Origin of the sequence: Arthrobacter humicola (assembly GCF_022803015.1) — a bacterium.
Taxonomy (GTDB): Bacteria; Actinomycetota; Actinomycetes; order Actinomycetales; family Micrococcaceae; genus Arthrobacter; species Arthrobacter humicola_A.
In genome coordinates this window covers 1-13654 of the sequence record NZ_JAFKON010000002.1, presented here as the reverse complement: position 1 = coordinate 13654, position 13654 = coordinate 1, and the positions used below count along the sequence as shown (strand labels likewise).

The following is a 13654-nucleotide window of genomic DNA, read 5'->3' as shown; positions in this document are numbered from 1 at the left end:
CCCTCGTTGCTTGTGTCGGGGCTAGTTGCCTTGGACGCGCTCCACGAACTGGGCTGTGCGGGCCACCAGCCCTTCGATCTGCCGCAGCACGACCGCGGCCGGGTCCGGGTTGATCTCGTTGGCCGCAGGCTCCACCCTGACATTGCGGCAGCACAGGAAATCGGCGCAGATCAGGGTGCCCAGCGTGTTGCCGTTGCGGCCGGACTGCCCGGCGCGCTTGGCCACCCACAGCAGGACGTCGTCCTTGGAGAACACGTCCCGGCACAGCTCGCAGAGCACGGAACGGTTCTTCTTGGCCCCGCCTTCAGGGGCCCGGAGCATGATGCCAGTGGGACCCTTCGGCCCCTGCACCACGAGATAGCCGCGGAGTGGCATCTTCGCGTCCCGCCAGGCCAGGAAGTCCAATGCTTCCCAATCCAGGGTGTCGAAGCTCTTGGGCAGATTGAGTTTGGCGGCTTCTGAGCGGCTCGCGTTGATGAAGGACGAGCGGATCTGCTGCGCCGTGATTTTTTGCATGACGGACACTTTCGAAAATCGGATGGCTCCGGCCAGACGGGCGCGCGGCCCGCCAGGCGGATTGTGGGCAGAAGACTGCCAGCCCGCGACTCCGGTGTGGGGCAAGGCGTCTCGCGGGACTAGTCCGTGCTGGTTCGGGACTCCGCGGGAAGGGCCTGCGCGGGCCGGGCTGGCAGGAGCGAGGGCGCGGAGCAGGCCACAGCGGCCACCCCGCTAACCGTGGCAGCAGTCATCGTCGCGATGTCCATGCTCACTTCCCCCGTCCCAACACATCGCCGGTTCCGATTATCCGGCGAGGCCATCCTTGCAAAGCCCGGGATTCGTGTCCAGTTCGCATCCCGCACCGGGTGGCTGTGCCTTGAGTGGTGCAACGCCTTGAGTGGTGCAACGTCTTTAATGGTGCAACGCGGGGCGCATCGATGCTCCGGTGCACTTCACAGGGCAATTGAGATAATTAAGTTACTCAAACCTTTCTTAATTGCACAAAGGGTAGGCTAGCCTTACTTAGGTTTGCATCACTTACCTAAGGAGTTCCGTGGCTTCCGCCCTTTTCACCCGTTCAGGCGGCCGCCCCGCCGGCCGCCGCCGCAAGAGCGCAGTGCGGGCCGCAGCCCTTCTGGCCGCCGTCGCGCTGACCCTGACCGCCTGCTCTACCGGACCTGCCGGCTCGACGGCGGCGGACGCTCCCTCCCAGCCGGTCAGCACAGCCTTCCCGGTGACCATCAAGCACGTCTTCGGCGAGACCACCATCAAGGAACAGCCCAAGCGCGTGGTCACCGTTTCCTGGGTCAACGACGACGTCGCGATCGCCCTCGGCGTGGTTCCCGTGGGCGTGCCCAAGAACGAATGGGGCGGTAATGACAAGGGCTCCACGCCGTGGAAGGACGCCGCACTGGAAGAGCTCGGCGCCGGTTTCGGTTCCGCGAAGGCCCCCGTCCAGTTCTCCGAGGCTGACGGCATCAACTTCACCGAGATCGCCAAGCTGAACCCGGACGTCATCCTCGGCGCCTACTCCGGCCTGACGGAGGAGGACTACAAAAAGCTCAGCGAAATCGCCCCCGTCGTGGCGCACCCGGAGCTGGCCTACGGCACGCCGTGGCAGGACTCCACCACCATCATCGGCAAGGCCCTTGGCAAGGAAGCCGAAGCTGCCAAGCTGGTCTCCGACACCGAGGCCACGATCAAGGACAAGGTCTCCAAGTACCCCCAGATCGCCGGAAAGACCTTCATCTACGGCAACCTGGAACCGGACAAGAGCGACGGCGTCAACGTCTACACCGCCAACGACAACCGTCCCCGCTTCCTCAACGAAATCGGCATGAAGCTCGCATCCGTTGTCGAGGACAACTCCAAGGGCTCCAAGGAATTCTTCATCCCGTGGTCCGCCGAAAAAGCCAACGAACTCACTTCGGACATCTTCGTGACCTGGGTGCCGGATGCCGCCACCACCGACTCCATCAAGGCTTGCCCGCTGCTGGGCCAGATCCCGGCCATCAAGACCGGCGCGCTGGTTGCCGACTCGAACAACATGCTGACCCTGTCCATCTCCGCTTCGTCGCCGCTGAGCCTGCCGTGGTCCCTGGACACGTTCCTCCCCCAGCTGGCCGGCGCCGCGGACAAAGTCGCCACCGCAGCGAAATAGCACGCATCCATGACAATCAGGACGGCGACGGCGCCGGCGACGGCGCCCGCCGGCAGTGTGCCCGGCGCACCTGTCGCCCCCGGGAAGAAAGCCCCCGCCAAACAGGCCGTCTGGCTGCTGGCCGCCATCGTCGTACTAGTCCTGGTCTGCGCGGCGTCCCTGGCTGTCGGTGCGCGGGGGGTACCCCTCGGCACCGTCTGGCAGGCCCTGACGCAGTTCGACCCCGCTGACGGCAACCACGCCGTCATCCACGCCCGCATCCCCCGCACCGTGCTGGGCCTGCTCGCCGGCGGCGCCCTCGGACTGGCCGGCGCGGCCATGCAGGGGGTGGCCCGTAACCCGCTCGCCGACCCGGGCATCATCGGTGTCAACGCCGGCGCGGCCCTCGCCGTCGTCACCGGGATCTACGTCTTCGGCGTCTCGTCCCTGACCGGCTACATCTGGTTCGCGTTCATCGGCTCCGCGGCAGCCGCCGTCGTCGTCTACCTGATCGCGTCGCTTGGCAGGGAAGGCGCGACGCCGGTCAAACTGGCACTGGCCGGCGCGGCCCTGAGCGCGGGGCTGTATTCGCTGATGAACGTCGTCCTGGTCTCCAGCCAGGACACCCTGGACCGGTTCCGTTTCTGGCAGGTCGGCGGGATCGCCGGCCGGGACTGGTCAGTGGTGCTGCCCGGGCTGCCGTTCCTGGCCGCCGGGGCGCTGATTGTCCTGTTCACCGGACGGATCCTTAACAGCCTGGCCCTCGGGGATGACATCGCCCGCGGCCTGGGTCAGCGCGTCGGACTGGTCCGCGCCGTCACCGCGCTGGGCATTGTGCTGCTCTGCGGCTCGGCCACGGCGCTGACCGGGCCGATCGGTTTCGTCGGCCTGGTGATTCCGCACGCCGTCCGCTTCCTGACCGGCCCGGACTACCGGTGGATCCTGCCGTTCTCGCTGGTCCTGGCACCGGTGCTGCTCCTGCTGTCGGACGTGGTGGGCCGTGTCATCCTGCTGCCCGGCGAAGTCCCGGCGGGCATCATGACGGCGCTGGTGGGTGCGCCTGTCTTTGTGTGGCTGGTCCGCCGCGGGAAGGGGGCAGGGCTGTGAGCAAGGCAGACCTCGCCAACGTCAAGCGCGAGCTGGGGGAGAACGCCCCCGCGGAGTGCGAACTGGCCGATCCCGCCGGCCCGGTCCGCGCCAATGTGGGGCCGCCGCGCAGTGTGTTAATAGGCAGTGCGTTGATGGGCCGGACGGCCCTGCTGGCCTTCGCCGTCATTGTGCTCTTCGCCGTCAGCATCCTGCTGGGCAGCTACACCGTCACCGTCCCGGACTTCGTCAGGATCCTCACGGCCCGCCTCACCGGTGGCGAGCGGATCCCCGGCGCCAGCTTCATCGTGATGGAAACCAAGCTGCCGCGGGCAGTCATCGGCACCATGATCGGCATTGCCTTCGGGCTCTCGGGCACCCTGTTCCAGACGATGCTGCGCAATCCACTGGCCAGTCCCGACGTGATCGGCATCAGCTACGGGGCCAGCGCGGCCGCCGTCACCGCCATCGTCGTTTTCGGCGCCTCCGGAGCGGCGGTGTCCGGCGCGGCACTGTGCGGGGCCATGGCGGTAGCCGTCCTGATTTACACAATCTCGCGGAACGGTTCCCCCGGATCAGGCGGCGGCAATCACGCCAACGCAGCCGGAAGCCGGCTCATCCTGGCCGGCATCGGCATTGCCGCCGCACTGAACGCCGTGACCACCTTCCTCATGACGCGGGCCGATATCCGCACCGCGGCCGAGGCCCTGATCTGGCTGAACGGATCCCTGAATTCCGCCAGCTGGGACCGTGCCGGAGTGCTGGCCCTGGCGCTGCTGGTCCTGGTGCCCGCCGCCGCCGTCCTCGCCGGCCCGCTGCGCATCCTGGAACTCGGAGACGACGCCGCCGCCGGACTCGGCATCCGGGTGGGCATCACCCGGCTGGGCGTGGTGGCCGTTGCCGTCGCCCTCGCCGCCGTCGCCACTGCAGCTGCCGGGCCCGTGGCCTTCGTCGCCTTCCTGGCCGGCCCCATCGCGCGCCGCTTCACGGGCAAGGCCAGTCTTCCGGCCGGCGCGTTCGTCGGCGCCCTGATTGTCCTGGCCGCCGACTACTTCGCCGCCAACATCGCCCCCCTGCTGCTGGACGGCACCGTCCTTCCCGTCGGTGTGGTCACCGGCGCGCTGGGAGCACCGTTCCTGCTGTGGCTCCTGGTCACGGCCAACCGAAAGGACGCCTGATATGGCAGTTCTCAACGCCAAGGACCTGACGCTGCAGTACGACCAGCGCCGGGTGGTGGAAGGCCTCACGGCGGAGATTCCCGAGGGGAAGGTGACAATGATCGTGGGCGCCAACGCCTGCGGCAAATCCACGCTCCTCCGCGGCCTGTCCAGGCTGCTGAAGCCGGCCGGCGGCACCGTGACCCTCGACGGCAAGGACATCCATTCCCGCCCGGCCAAGGAACTCGCCCGCATCCTCGGCCTGCTCCCGCAGCACCCCACCGCCCCCGACGGCATTCTGGTCCGGGATCTCGTGGGCCGCGGACGCTACCCGCACCAGGGGTTCTTCCGCAGCTGGAGCGCGGGTGACGATCTCGCTGTGCACCGTGCGCTGGAAGCCACCGAAACCCTGGAGCTCGCCGAACGCAACGTCGACGAACTCTCGGGCGGGCAGCGCCAGCGCGTCTGGATCGCGATGGCGCTGGCCCAGGAAACCGACATTCTGCTGCTCGACGAGCCAACCACCTACCTGGACCTGGCCCACCAGGTGGAGGTCCTGGACCTGATCACGGACCTGAACCGGCGCCGCGGCACCACCGTGGCAATCGTCCTGCACGACCTGAACCTGGCGGCCCGGTATGCGGACCACATCATCGCCATGAAAGGCGGACGGATCGTGGCCGAGGGCACCTCCGCCGACGTCGTCACCGAGGACCTGGTCCGAGACGTCTTCGGCCTGGACTCGCGGGTGCTGCCCGACCCCATTTCCGGCACGCCGTTGATCATCCCGCTCGGCCGGCACCACGCCGAGTTCCCAAAATCAGAAACAGCAACCCTGGAGTTGGTCCCATGAGGGCAGTTAACAGCAGTGCAACAGCCGGCAGTGCAACAGGCGGCACGGCAGCAGACATCAGCCAGTCGCGGGTACGCCATACGCCCTCTGGCGTAAGCAACCAGCCGCCCACCCAACCAATGACCCTGGCGTTCGACGTGACGGTCGCCGCAGTGCAGGAGCTCAGCCCCAACTTCCGCCGGGTCACCTTCGGCGGGTACTCCCTGCGTGGCTTCGGCGTCCACGGCGAAACCCTGGACCTGCGCGTGAAGCTGATGATCCCGTCCCTTGCCGGGGACGGCACCCAGCTGCCACTGCCGGTGTTCCACACGGAGCAGTCCGGCTGGCACCAGGAATGGCTGGCCATGGATCCCGCGATCCGTGGCTCCATGCGCACCTACACAGTGCGGCAGGAACGCCTCGACTCCGTGTATCCGGAGATCGACGTCGACTTTGTCATGCACTTCGACGCCGCCGGAAACGGCGGAGCCGCCGCGAACTGGGCCCTGAACGCCAGGCCCGGCGACGCCCTCACCCTCATTGGACCCAACAACCGGGCCGCGCACTGTGTCACGGCGGAGACCTACTCCGGCATCGAATGGCGGCCGGGCCTGGCCCAGCGCGTACTGCTTGCCGGTGACGAGACCGCTGTCCCGGCCATCAGCGCCATCCTGGAAAGCCTCCCGTCGTACATCAGCGGACATGCGTTCCTGGAGGTCCCCGAGCCCGGCGACTTCCTGGACCTGAGGTCCGACGCCGACGTCGAAATCACCTGGCTGGCACGCGGCGCCTTGATCGGCCGCTCACGTCCGCACGGCGAACTCCTGCAGGAAGCCGTCCGCACCGCCGTTCCCGAACCCGGCTGGGTGGGCATCAAGGCTGCCGGCGGCGGGGCAGGGCCCGAACCCGATGACGTGAACGTGGACCAGGACATCCTCTGGGAGACCCCCGCCCGGATGGACGCCGCGACGATCGGAGCCGGCAAGAACCCTGACAAACCCGCCGGGGCACTGCCGTTCTACGCCTGGATCGCCGGCGAAGCGGGCACCGTCAAGGAGTTGCGGCGGTACTTGGTGCGGGACGTGGGGATTGACCGGAAACAGGTCGCGTTCATGGGGTACTGGCGGCAGGGGAAAGCCGAGCTCTAACCGACGCTCCCTCAGGTCCTGCGGTTCTCACCCCGACGCTCCTGCAGGTCCTGCGGTTCCTGCTGCGACGCTTCCGCAAGTTCTTCCGGGCTTCACCCGCCACCGCTGCTTTGCCGTCGCTTAGCGGTTGGACCCTTCCCAAACTTCGCAAGCTCAGTTCGGGGCCCTCGGGTCCGCCCTTCCTCCCGCCGCCGCGGGCGGCCTCTCTCGGCTCTGGTCGGCGATGCGCTCCTTCGCAAAGCACCGGCGTCGGCCTGGCGGTCTTGGGGGTGGCTCACGTTCGGTGCGTTCCCTGCAAAGAGGCGGCAGGGCCTTGCGCTCGGCTCACGTTCGGTGCGCTCCTACGCAAGCCGGCCGCTGCTGCACGCGGTGCCGTTCTCACCTTGGGTTAACTCTCCCTTTCCCTGGCCGCTTTTTGCGGGGGTTAGTTTGGACGGGTGGATTCAATTCCTTTGCTTCCGGATCGTGGCGGGCGGCGGGTCTTTGTTGCCTTGGGGGATTCCTTCACCGAGGGTGTGGGGGACTACGATTCCCGCTTCCCCAATGGCGTGCGGGGCTGGGCGGACCGGGTTGCGGAGAAGCTGGCCAAGGCGCAGCCGGGGTGGGAGTACGCCAATTTGGCCATCCGCAGCAAACGGCTGCGCCACATCGCCGGCGAACAGCTCGGTCCCGCCGTGGCCATGGAGCCGACCCTCGTCACGCTCTACGCGGGCGGCAACGACATCCTGGATTTCGGCACGGACATCGGGGCCCTCATGCGGGACTACGAGTCCCTGGTGGCTGCGCTCGCCGGCACGGGGGCAACCCTGGTGCTCTTCACCGGCTTCGACGTCAAGGTCTCCGCGCTGCTGGAGCCGCTGAAGAAACGCAACGCCGTCTATAACCGGCGCGTCCGCGAGATCGCCGGCCGCTACGGCGCGGTGCTGGTGGACTACTGGTGCTTCGACGCCTTCCATGACCCGCGGATGTGGGATTCGGACCGGCTGCATATGTCCAAGGCAGGCCACAAATACCTCGCCTCACAGGTTCTGGACCACCTCGGCGTGCCGCACAAGATCAAACCCAGGGATTGGGAACCGCCCGTGAAACCGGGCCTGCGGGAGTGGGAACGCCGGCAGCGCCGCTGGGTCCGCGACTGGGTATTGCCGTTGTTCGGGCGGAAGCTCCGCGGCGTAACCCTCGGCGATCAGCTCCGGCCGCGCTGGCCCGAACCCGTGCGGGTCCCGCGCAAGGGCGGCTTGAAGAAACTGCTGCACGACCAGCGTGCCATCGGCCAGCCCGGCGCCAGGTAGCCGCCGGGACTCAGCTGTCCAGCAGGTTTTCGTAGCCCGGAGCCACCCGGTTGGCGTGGAATTCCATGACCTCGAATTCAGCCACACCGTTGACGTAGAAGGGGTCCTTGGCCAGTGCGGCGTCAAGGCTGGCCCGGTCCGCGTTCGAGAGCAACAGACCGCCGGTGCGGGGGATTTTGCGCCCCGCGACCATGAAGACGCCGTCGTCGAAGGCTGCCTGCAGCCACGTAACGTGCGCCGGAAGATGGAACTCCACAATGTCCTCGGGGACTTTGTATGTCAGGGAGACTACGTACATGCGGCCAGCCTACCGGTAGCTGGCCACGGACAGGCGGGAAGTTTTCCGGAAATGCCCGGCTGAAGTTGAATCGTCAAGCTTCTAGTCTCCTAGAATGTAGCCATGACCGAACCCCGCTGGCTCAACGCAGACGAACGCCGGGCCTGGCTGGCCCAGCTCAGCATCAACACCATGCTGCCGGCCGCCCTGGACACCCAGCTCCACGCCGCGGGCAAGCTTTCCCTGTTCGACTACAACGTGCTGGCGATGCTTTCCGAGGCCGAAGGGCGCTTCCTGCCCATGAGTGAGCTCGCCGCGCGCACCAGCGCCTCCCTGTCCCGGCTCTCGCATGTGGTCACCAAGCTGCAGAACCGCGGCTGGCTGGAGCGCAGGCCGCACCCCGGCGACGCCCGCGTGACCACGGCCCACCTGACCGATGCCGGGATGCAGACGATTGTGAAACTCGCCCCGGGCCATGTCGAGGCGGTCCGCTCACTGTTCCTCGACGCCCTGAGCCCCGAGGACGTCGCGGACCTGGCCCGGATCGGCGAAAAGATCGTGGCCCGACTCGACGACGACCACTGGATCCTGCGCGGCATCTAAGCGCGACAGCCGAAGGCGCCGCAGTCCGACGTCGGGCATCCCCGTCTTTGTTGCTCACGGCAACTGCTGGCAGACTGGATCCATGGATTTCACGTCCCGCTACGTAGCTCTTGGAGACTCCTTTACGGAAGGCGTCGGCGACGACGACCCTACCCGGCCCAACGGCGTCCGGGGCTGGGCGGACCGGGTGGCAGAGGGGCTTGGCGCCGCCGATCCCGGCTTCGGGTACGCGAATCTTGCCATCCGCGGCCGGAAACTCCGCCAGATCCTGGCCGAACAGGTCGATGCCGCCGTCGCCCTCCATCCCACCCTGGTCAGCATCTACGCTGGCGCCAACGACATCCTCCGGCCCAAGGTCGACATCGATGACCTGCTGGCCGAATACGATGCCGGGATCCGCAAGCTCACGGCCACCGGCGCCACCGTGGTGATGTTCACCGGCTTCGACGCGCGGGGCTCCAAGATTTTCGGCACCATGCGCGGCCGTACGGCCATCTACAACGAACTGGTTCGCGGCATCGCCGGGGACCACGGGGCCCTGCTGGTCGACTACTGGCGTTTCAGCGAGTACTACGACTGGGGCATGTGGGCCACGGACCGGATGCACATGTCTGCCGCCGGCCACGCGAACATGGCCAAGCGCGTCCTCACGGTGCTGGCACACGAGCACTCGATTGACGTCCCGCCCATGACGCCGGTTCCTGAGCTGAGCCGGGTGGACGCCCTCCGCGCGAATGCCCGGTGGGTCCGCGAATTCGCTGGCCCGTGGGTTGTCCGGCGCGTCACCGGCAAGTCGTCCGGCGACGGCCTGGAGCCGAAGTACGGCCAGCTGACCCACCTCTAGAACGGCACCCTAGGCGCGGAACCCCGGCGTCGCGAGCAGTTCCCCGTTGCGGCGGACGGCGAGGACATCGATCTCCCAACCGTCCGTGGCCCGGTGCAGCATCGCGGTCCCGCCGGCCACGATGGCCGTCGCGAGCACATCGGCGGTGACAATGTCTGCCGCGGCCACGGAGACCTGGGCGAACCCGGCGCCGGAGAAGCCCGCGGTCCGGCTTCCGGCTCCCGCTGCCCAGATATGGTCACCCCGCTCCGCTGAGCCCGACGTCGCAAGGGCGCACCGGGTGCCAGGTCCGCCCAGCTCGTAGGCGGCAAGCAACGCCGAGCGGTCCATCGGGTCAACGACGCCGGCCGCCCACGCGGTTCCGCTGCCCGGCACGGGCGAGCCCATCACCAGTATGTCGCCGCCGGCATTCAGGCACCAGTCGGTGATCCCGCGGCTCCGCAATGCCTCACCGGCCTGTCCGATGGCGTAGCCCTTGATAAGCCCCGAAAGGTCCAGCACGCCGTCGGGCCGTTCCGGGGAGAACGCGCCCTCCGTCCTGAGCCGCCAGCTGAGCGCCTCCGCGTAGCGGTCCCGCATCGCGGCGGATGAGTCCCGCAGGGAAAGCTCCCCGCGCGCCAGCCGGCTCGCCTCGGAGTCGGGACGGTACAGGCTGAACGTTTCGTCCAACCCGTCAAAGACGCGCTCGACGGCGGCGCTTGCGGCGTCGAGCCCGCCCTCCCCGCCCGCAGTTCCCGGGACGGCCCCCGCTGGAACGGTCAGGCTGATAACGGTGCCCATCGAGCCAAACGTCCTGGCCTGCAGGGCAGAGCCGCCCAGCTCAGAGGTTGGCTGCATCGAGGGCCGCCTGCAGGGAGTTCAAGTACGCCTCGGAGGTCACCGTGGCACCACTGATGGTCTGCACGTCCGCGGACTGGGCCTGGAGCACCTCGTCGCGCAGGATCGGGGCCGCCCGGTTGCTGATCTGCACGGACTTGCGTTCAGCATCGGTCAGCTGGAGCGCCGTGACGTCGGTGATCTTCCCGGCCTGCACGGTGATCTGCACCTGGACGGAGCCGAAGCGGGTCTGGACGACCGAGCCAGGGTACGTCCCTACGGCCTTGGCCGAGGCCCCTGTGGTGCCCGCCCCCGACGCGCCGGACGAAGCTGTTGAGTCGGACGTCCCGCTGGAGCTGGACGTTCCGCTTGAGCCGGACGAACCCGTGGCCCCGGTGGTCCCGGCCGCCGCGCTTGCGACGGAGCTGCCGGTATCGGCTACATGGACGCCGGACTGCCAGCCGGCGATGAGGATGCCGGCGGACGCCAGGGCGGCTGAAACTGCTGCGCGGGTTCTCACCAGTCGAACCTTTCGTAGTGGATTTGGTCTTCCCGGACGCCGGCTGCGCGGGCGTCCTCAAGCACGTTGTGTGCCCAGACGGAGGGGCCGCAGACGTACACGTCGGCGTCGGCGATCTTCGGGTCATAACTGGCAAGCCGGTGGCCGGCACGGGCGGCGTGCTCCGGAAGCCAGGTCTGGACGCCGGCCGGGCGGGAGCCGGTCAAGTGGAAGAGCGTGGCGCCGCGGCGCCGGCAGAGATCGAGGATCTCCTCGCCAAGGTAGAGCTCGGATTCGCTGTGGCCGCGGAGGATGACAGTGGCGTTGCCGGGCTGGAACGGCGTGCTCTCCAGCAGGGCACGAACCGGCGTGATGCCAATTCCGGCTCCCACCATGACCACATGGTTGCGGCTCCGCGCGGACGTGCTGAACAGCCCGTACGGTCCCTCCACTGCCACTTTGGTGCCGGGCTTCAGCGACGCCAGCTGGGATGACCCCTTGCCCAGGTTGCGGACAGTGATCCTCAGCGTGCCCTGGCCGGCGGCGTCGAAATGGACGGGTTCGGCGGACAGGCTGAACGGATGCGGATGCCACCACAGGCCGGGAGCCAGGAACCGCCAGATAAAGAACCGGCCGCCACTGCCCGCCAGCTCGTCCAGTCGAAGGCCGGACATTTCAATGCTGACCACTCCGGGGGCCACCCGCACCACACGCTTGACGGTCAACTGGTGCCTGAATGTTGCCACCACAGGCTGGACCACCCGGAAGTAGAGAAGTGCGGCGCCGGTCGCGATGCAGAGGGCCAGCCAGTACCAGCGCTGCCAGGTTCCCTCGGCAAAGAGAGCGCCCACACTGAACTGGTGGGGGAGCGAGGTCAGGACGGCCGCGTAGGTCAGGAGGTGGACGGCGTACCAGAATTCGTAAGGGAACCGACGTCGGACGGCTACCAGGGAGGTGACGACGACGGCGATGAACAAGAGCATGGAAATGTAGGCCAGCCACATGTCAGGCACAAGGACCCAGAGGGCAACCGACTCGCTGACGGGGTCCAGCCCTTCCGCCATGCCGTAGCCGATCGCAATGAGGACTCCGTGCGCCAGCAGCAGGTACAGGGCCGGTTTGCCCAGCTTGCGGTGAAACTCAAGGGCGCGGTCGTGGCCGACTGTCTGGTCGATGAGTGGGATTCGGGCCGCCAGCAGCAGCATGAGAAGCACCAGGTCCATGCCGGCGAGGCCGGCCACAATCCCCAGCGCGGTGAAGGAACCGGCTGGAGTCGCGAAGCCGGCCATTCCGCCGTCGGCCAGCCACAAGGCGACCGCGCCGGCCAGCGACGCCCAGAAAAGGACCGTCAGCAGATCCGCTCTTAGCAACCGCCGGCGGTACTGCGCCCTGAAGGGGTTCACAGCGCCGCCGGAGCTGCGGCGAATCCCGGGACGGTTCGTCAGAAGTTGTGTGTTCATGGATCCAGAATTGCCCCGCTGCCTATCATTTCGCTGTGAAAAGCCTTCGTCGGGCATATGACCTGGGACGGCACCGCCCCCACGCCTGCCCTGGCTGGGGGCCACCGCCCTATACACCATTCAGCGACGGATTGGTCTTTAAATCGCCGAACTCGTAGACTTGGTAGGCGCTAGGTGGCGCGGAGCGTGTGCAATTGCTCCGGTTGGCAGGACCCGTCTGAAAAATCGACGGCCTGGAGGCCGGTAGTTAGGGGCTCAAGTTGCGCGCATTCCTGTATTCGCCCAGCATCCCGGCACTTCGCAATGACGGTCCAACAGACCGCTGGCGCCAGGTGCCCGTGGCCCACAATCTTCGCCGCAGTGAGGAACCAGACGGTTTGTGCCGTCTGCCTGAATCCCGCGGACAACGACGGTTGGGGGAGGGAGCCGGATGCGGACGCCGCCCAACGCACGGTCAACGGGAACTCCGTTAGCCGTTTCATTTATTTTTTGAGGAGAGTCGTCATGGCAGCACACTGCCAGGTGACCGGAGCCGAGCCGGGCTTTGGACACAGCATTTCGCACTCGCACCGTCGCAACAAGCGCCGGTTCGACCCGAACATCCAGAAGAAGCGCTACTGGGTTCCGTCCCTGCGCCGCAATGTCACCCTGCAGGTCTCTGCACGTGGCATCAAGACCATCGACGTACGCGGCATTGACGTAGTCGTCGCCGCCATCCTGGCACGAGGAGTGAAGCTCTAATGGCAAAGGATAAGGACGTACGTCCGATCATCAAGCTGAAGTCGACCGCGGGCACGGGCTACACCTACGTGACGCGCAAGAACCGTCGTAACGACCCGGACCGTCTGGTCCTGAAGAAGTACGACCCCAAAATCCGCCAGCACGTCGAATTCCGAGAGGAGCGCTAAACACATGGCTAAGAAGTCAATGATCGCTAAGAACGAACAGCGTAAAGTCATCGTCGAGCGTTACGCTGCAAAGCGCCTCGAACTGAAGAAGGCCCTGGTTGATCCCAACTCAACCGACGAAGTACGCGAAGCTGCACGCCTCGGCCTGCAGAAGCTGCCCCGCAACGCCTCGCCGGTACGTCTGCGTAACCGCGACATCATCGATGGCCGTCCGCGCGGTACCTTCCAGAAGTTCGGCATCTCCCGTGTTCGCTTCCGCGACATGGCTCACCGCGGTGAGCTCCCGGGCATCACGAAGTCTTCCTGGTAATTCAGTACTCCTGAAGCCAGTGGCTTGAAGAAGGGCCGGCAACCATTTGGTTGCCGGCCCTTCTCGCGTTTAAGGACTTGGCGGTTTCACGCCCCCACTGTTCCCTTCGGCGGTGACGCACCACACACTGCGGGCTTACGACGCCGGCGGGCCTGGTTGGGTGGTTTTGGGTTGTGGTGGCGGGGTTTTTGGGTGGTGGGGTGGGTGTGGGGGGTGGAGTTGCGGTGGGGGCGTGGTGGGTGTATTGTTTTCTAAGTCGCCGCGAGGGAGACCAGCGGAAATGCT

16 protein-coding genes are annotated in these 13654 nt (G+C 66.9%); 11 read left to right on the top strand and 5 right to left on the bottom strand.

The window, feature by feature from the left end; genetic code table 11:
• Positions 1-21 precede the first annotated feature (21 nt).
• A complete protein-coding gene (locus tag ARTB_RS05020) occupies positions 22-516 on the bottom strand; it encodes an FBP domain-containing protein (RefSeq protein WP_243178014.1) in 495 nt (164 codons plus the stop codon).
• Positions 517-1051: 535 nt separating this feature from the next.
• Here ARTB_RS05020 and ARTB_RS05015 point away from each other — a divergent pair.
• The 6 genes from ARTB_RS05015 to ARTB_RS04990 all read left to right on the top strand — a co-directional run bounded on the left by ARTB_RS05015 (position 1052) and on the right by ARTB_RS04990 (position 7652).
• Complete coding sequence (locus tag ARTB_RS05015) at positions 1052-2158, top strand: iron-siderophore ABC transporter substrate-binding protein (RefSeq protein ID WP_243178013.1); 1107 nt, start codon at positions 1052-1054, stop codon at positions 2156-2158.
• Positions 2159-2167: 9 nt separating this feature from the next.
• Complete coding sequence (locus tag ARTB_RS05010) at positions 2168-3244, top strand: FecCD family ABC transporter permease (protein WP_243178012.1); 1077 nt, start codon at positions 2168-2170, stop codon at positions 3242-3244.
• Between the two features lie 134 nt (positions 3245-3378).
• Positions 3379-4401: a FecCD family ABC transporter permease gene (locus ARTB_RS05005; protein ID WP_243178374.1), complete on the top strand. Its 1023-nt coding sequence runs from the start codon at positions 3379-3381 to the stop codon at positions 4399-4401.
• Position 4402: 1 nt separating this feature from the next.
• Entirely contained in the window at positions 4403-5233 is an 831-nt protein-coding gene (locus ARTB_RS05000) for an ABC transporter ATP-binding protein (RefSeq protein ID WP_243178011.1), read from the top strand.
• Between the two features lie 119 nt (positions 5234-5352).
• The gene (locus ARTB_RS04995) at positions 5353-6360 is read left to right on the top strand and encodes a siderophore-interacting protein (protein ID WP_243178010.1); all 1008 of its coding nucleotides are present in this window, start codon (positions 5353-5355) and stop codon (positions 6358-6360) included.
• Positions 6361-6797: 437 nt separating this feature from the next.
• Positions 6798-7652 (top strand): SGNH/GDSL hydrolase family protein, encoded by an 855-nt coding sequence (locus ARTB_RS04990; protein ID WP_243178009.1) that lies wholly within the window; start codon positions 6798-6800, stop codon positions 7650-7652.
• A gap of 10 nt (positions 7653-7662) precedes the next feature.
• On the opposite strand, the gene ARTB_RS04985 is transcribed toward ARTB_RS04990, so the two are convergent.
• Positions 7663-7950: a YciI family protein gene (locus tag ARTB_RS04985; protein ID WP_018776102.1), complete on the bottom strand. Its 288-nt coding sequence runs from the start codon at positions 7948-7950 to the stop codon at positions 7663-7665.
• Positions 7951-8052: 102 nt separating this feature from the next.
• On the opposite strand from ARTB_RS04985, the gene ARTB_RS04980 reads away from it, so the two are divergent.
• Positions 8053-8532, top strand: coding sequence for a MarR family winged helix-turn-helix transcriptional regulator (locus tag ARTB_RS04980; RefSeq protein WP_243178008.1), 480 nt, complete (start codon positions 8053-8055; stop codon positions 8530-8532).
• Positions 8533-8614: 82 nt separating this feature from the next.
• Positions 8615-9376, top strand: coding sequence for an SGNH/GDSL hydrolase family protein (locus tag ARTB_RS04975; protein WP_028276862.1), 762 nt, complete (start codon positions 8615-8617; stop codon positions 9374-9376).
• A 9-nt stretch (positions 9377-9385) separates the two neighbouring features.
• Here the strand turns inward: ARTB_RS04975 and ARTB_RS04970 are convergent, their stop codons facing one another.
• Genes ARTB_RS04970 through ARTB_RS04960 form a run of 3 tightly spaced genes read right to left on the bottom strand, consistent with a single transcriptional unit; the run spans position 9386 to position 12151 of the window.
• A complete protein-coding gene (locus tag ARTB_RS04970) occupies positions 9386-10156 on the bottom strand; it encodes an FAD:protein FMN transferase (RefSeq protein ID WP_243178372.1) in 771 nt (256 codons plus the stop codon).
• Between the two features lie 40 nt (positions 10157-10196).
• A complete protein-coding gene (locus tag ARTB_RS04965; protein WP_243178007.1) occupies positions 10197-10712 on the bottom strand; it encodes an FMN-binding protein in 516 nt (171 codons plus the stop codon).
• Positions 10709-12151, bottom strand: a complete 1443-nt coding sequence (locus ARTB_RS04960) for a ferredoxin reductase family protein (protein ID WP_243178006.1) — start codon at positions 12149-12151, stop codon at positions 10709-10711. Before ARTB_RS04960 ends, ARTB_RS04965 begins: the two co-directional genes overlap by 4 nt.
• Before the next feature lie 504 nt (positions 12152-12655).
• Between ARTB_RS04960 and rpmB the strand changes: the two genes are divergently transcribed.
• Genes rpmB through rpsN form a run of 3 tightly spaced genes read left to right on the top strand, consistent with a single transcriptional unit; the run spans position 12656 to position 13369 of the window.
• Positions 12656-12892 carry a 50S ribosomal protein L28 gene (rpmB, locus tag ARTB_RS04955; protein WP_011693744.1) on the top strand — a complete coding sequence of 79 codons (237 nt, stop codon included), beginning with the start codon at positions 12656-12658 and terminating at the stop codon, positions 12890-12892.
• A complete protein-coding gene (gene rpmG / locus ARTB_RS04950; protein WP_003798558.1) occupies positions 12892-13059 on the top strand; it encodes a 50S ribosomal protein L33 in 168 nt (55 codons plus the stop codon). The genes rpmB and rpmG overlap by 1 nt, the downstream gene beginning before the upstream one ends.
• Positions 13060-13063: 4 nt before the next feature.
• On the top strand, positions 13064-13369 hold the full coding sequence (gene rpsN, locus ARTB_RS04945; RefSeq protein ID WP_026266887.1) for a 30S ribosomal protein S14: 306 nt from the start codon (positions 13064-13066) through the stop codon (positions 13367-13369).
• The last annotated feature ends 285 nt before the right edge of the window (positions 13370-13654 follow it).

What these genes read in the sequence shown, in the direction of transcription:
- ARTB_RS05020 (WP_243178014.1), bottom strand. Translation starts at nt 516, where the DNA reads ATGCAAAAAATCACGGCGCAGCAGATCCGCTCGTCCTTCATCAACGCG.
- ARTB_RS05010 (WP_243178012.1), top strand. Translation starts at nt 2,168, where the DNA reads ATGACAATCAGGACGGCGACGGCGCCGGCGACGGCGCCCGCCGGCAGT.
- ARTB_RS05005 (WP_243178374.1), top strand. Translation starts at nt 3,379, where the DNA reads ATGGGCCGGACGGCCCTGCTGGCCTTCGCCGTCATTGTGCTCTTCGCC.
- ARTB_RS05000 (WP_243178011.1), top strand. Translation starts at nt 4,403, where the DNA reads ATGGCAGTTCTCAACGCCAAGGACCTGACGCTGCAGTACGACCAGCGC.
- ARTB_RS04995 (WP_243178010.1), top strand. Translation starts at nt 5,353, where the DNA reads ATGACCCTGGCGTTCGACGTGACGGTCGCCGCAGTGCAGGAGCTCAGC.
- ARTB_RS04985 (WP_018776102.1), bottom strand. Translation starts at nt 7,950, where the DNA reads ATGTACGTAGTCTCCCTGACATACAAAGTCCCCGAGGACATTGTGGAG.
- ARTB_RS04980 (WP_243178008.1), top strand. Translation starts at nt 8,053, where the DNA reads ATGACCGAACCCCGCTGGCTCAACGCAGACGAACGCCGGGCCTGGCTG.
- ARTB_RS04975 (WP_028276862.1), top strand. Translation starts at nt 8,615, where the DNA reads ATGGATTTCACGTCCCGCTACGTAGCTCTTGGAGACTCCTTTACGGAA.
- ARTB_RS04970 (WP_243178372.1), bottom strand. Translation starts at nt 10,156, where the DNA reads ATGGGCACCGTTATCAGCCTGACCGTTCCAGCGGGGGCCGTCCCGGGA.
- ARTB_RS04960 (WP_243178006.1), bottom strand. Translation starts at nt 12,151, where the DNA reads ATGAACACACAACTTCTGACGAACCGTCCCGGGATTCGCCGCAGCTCC.
- rpmB (WP_011693744.1), top strand. Translation starts at nt 12,656, where the DNA reads ATGGCAGCACACTGCCAGGTGACCGGAGCCGAGCCGGGCTTTGGACAC.
- rpmG (WP_003798558.1), top strand. Translation starts at nt 12,892, where the DNA reads ATGGCAAAGGATAAGGACGTACGTCCGATCATCAAGCTGAAGTCGACC.
- rpsN (WP_026266887.1), top strand. Translation starts at nt 13,064, where the DNA reads ATGGCTAAGAAGTCAATGATCGCTAAGAACGAACAGCGTAAAGTCATC.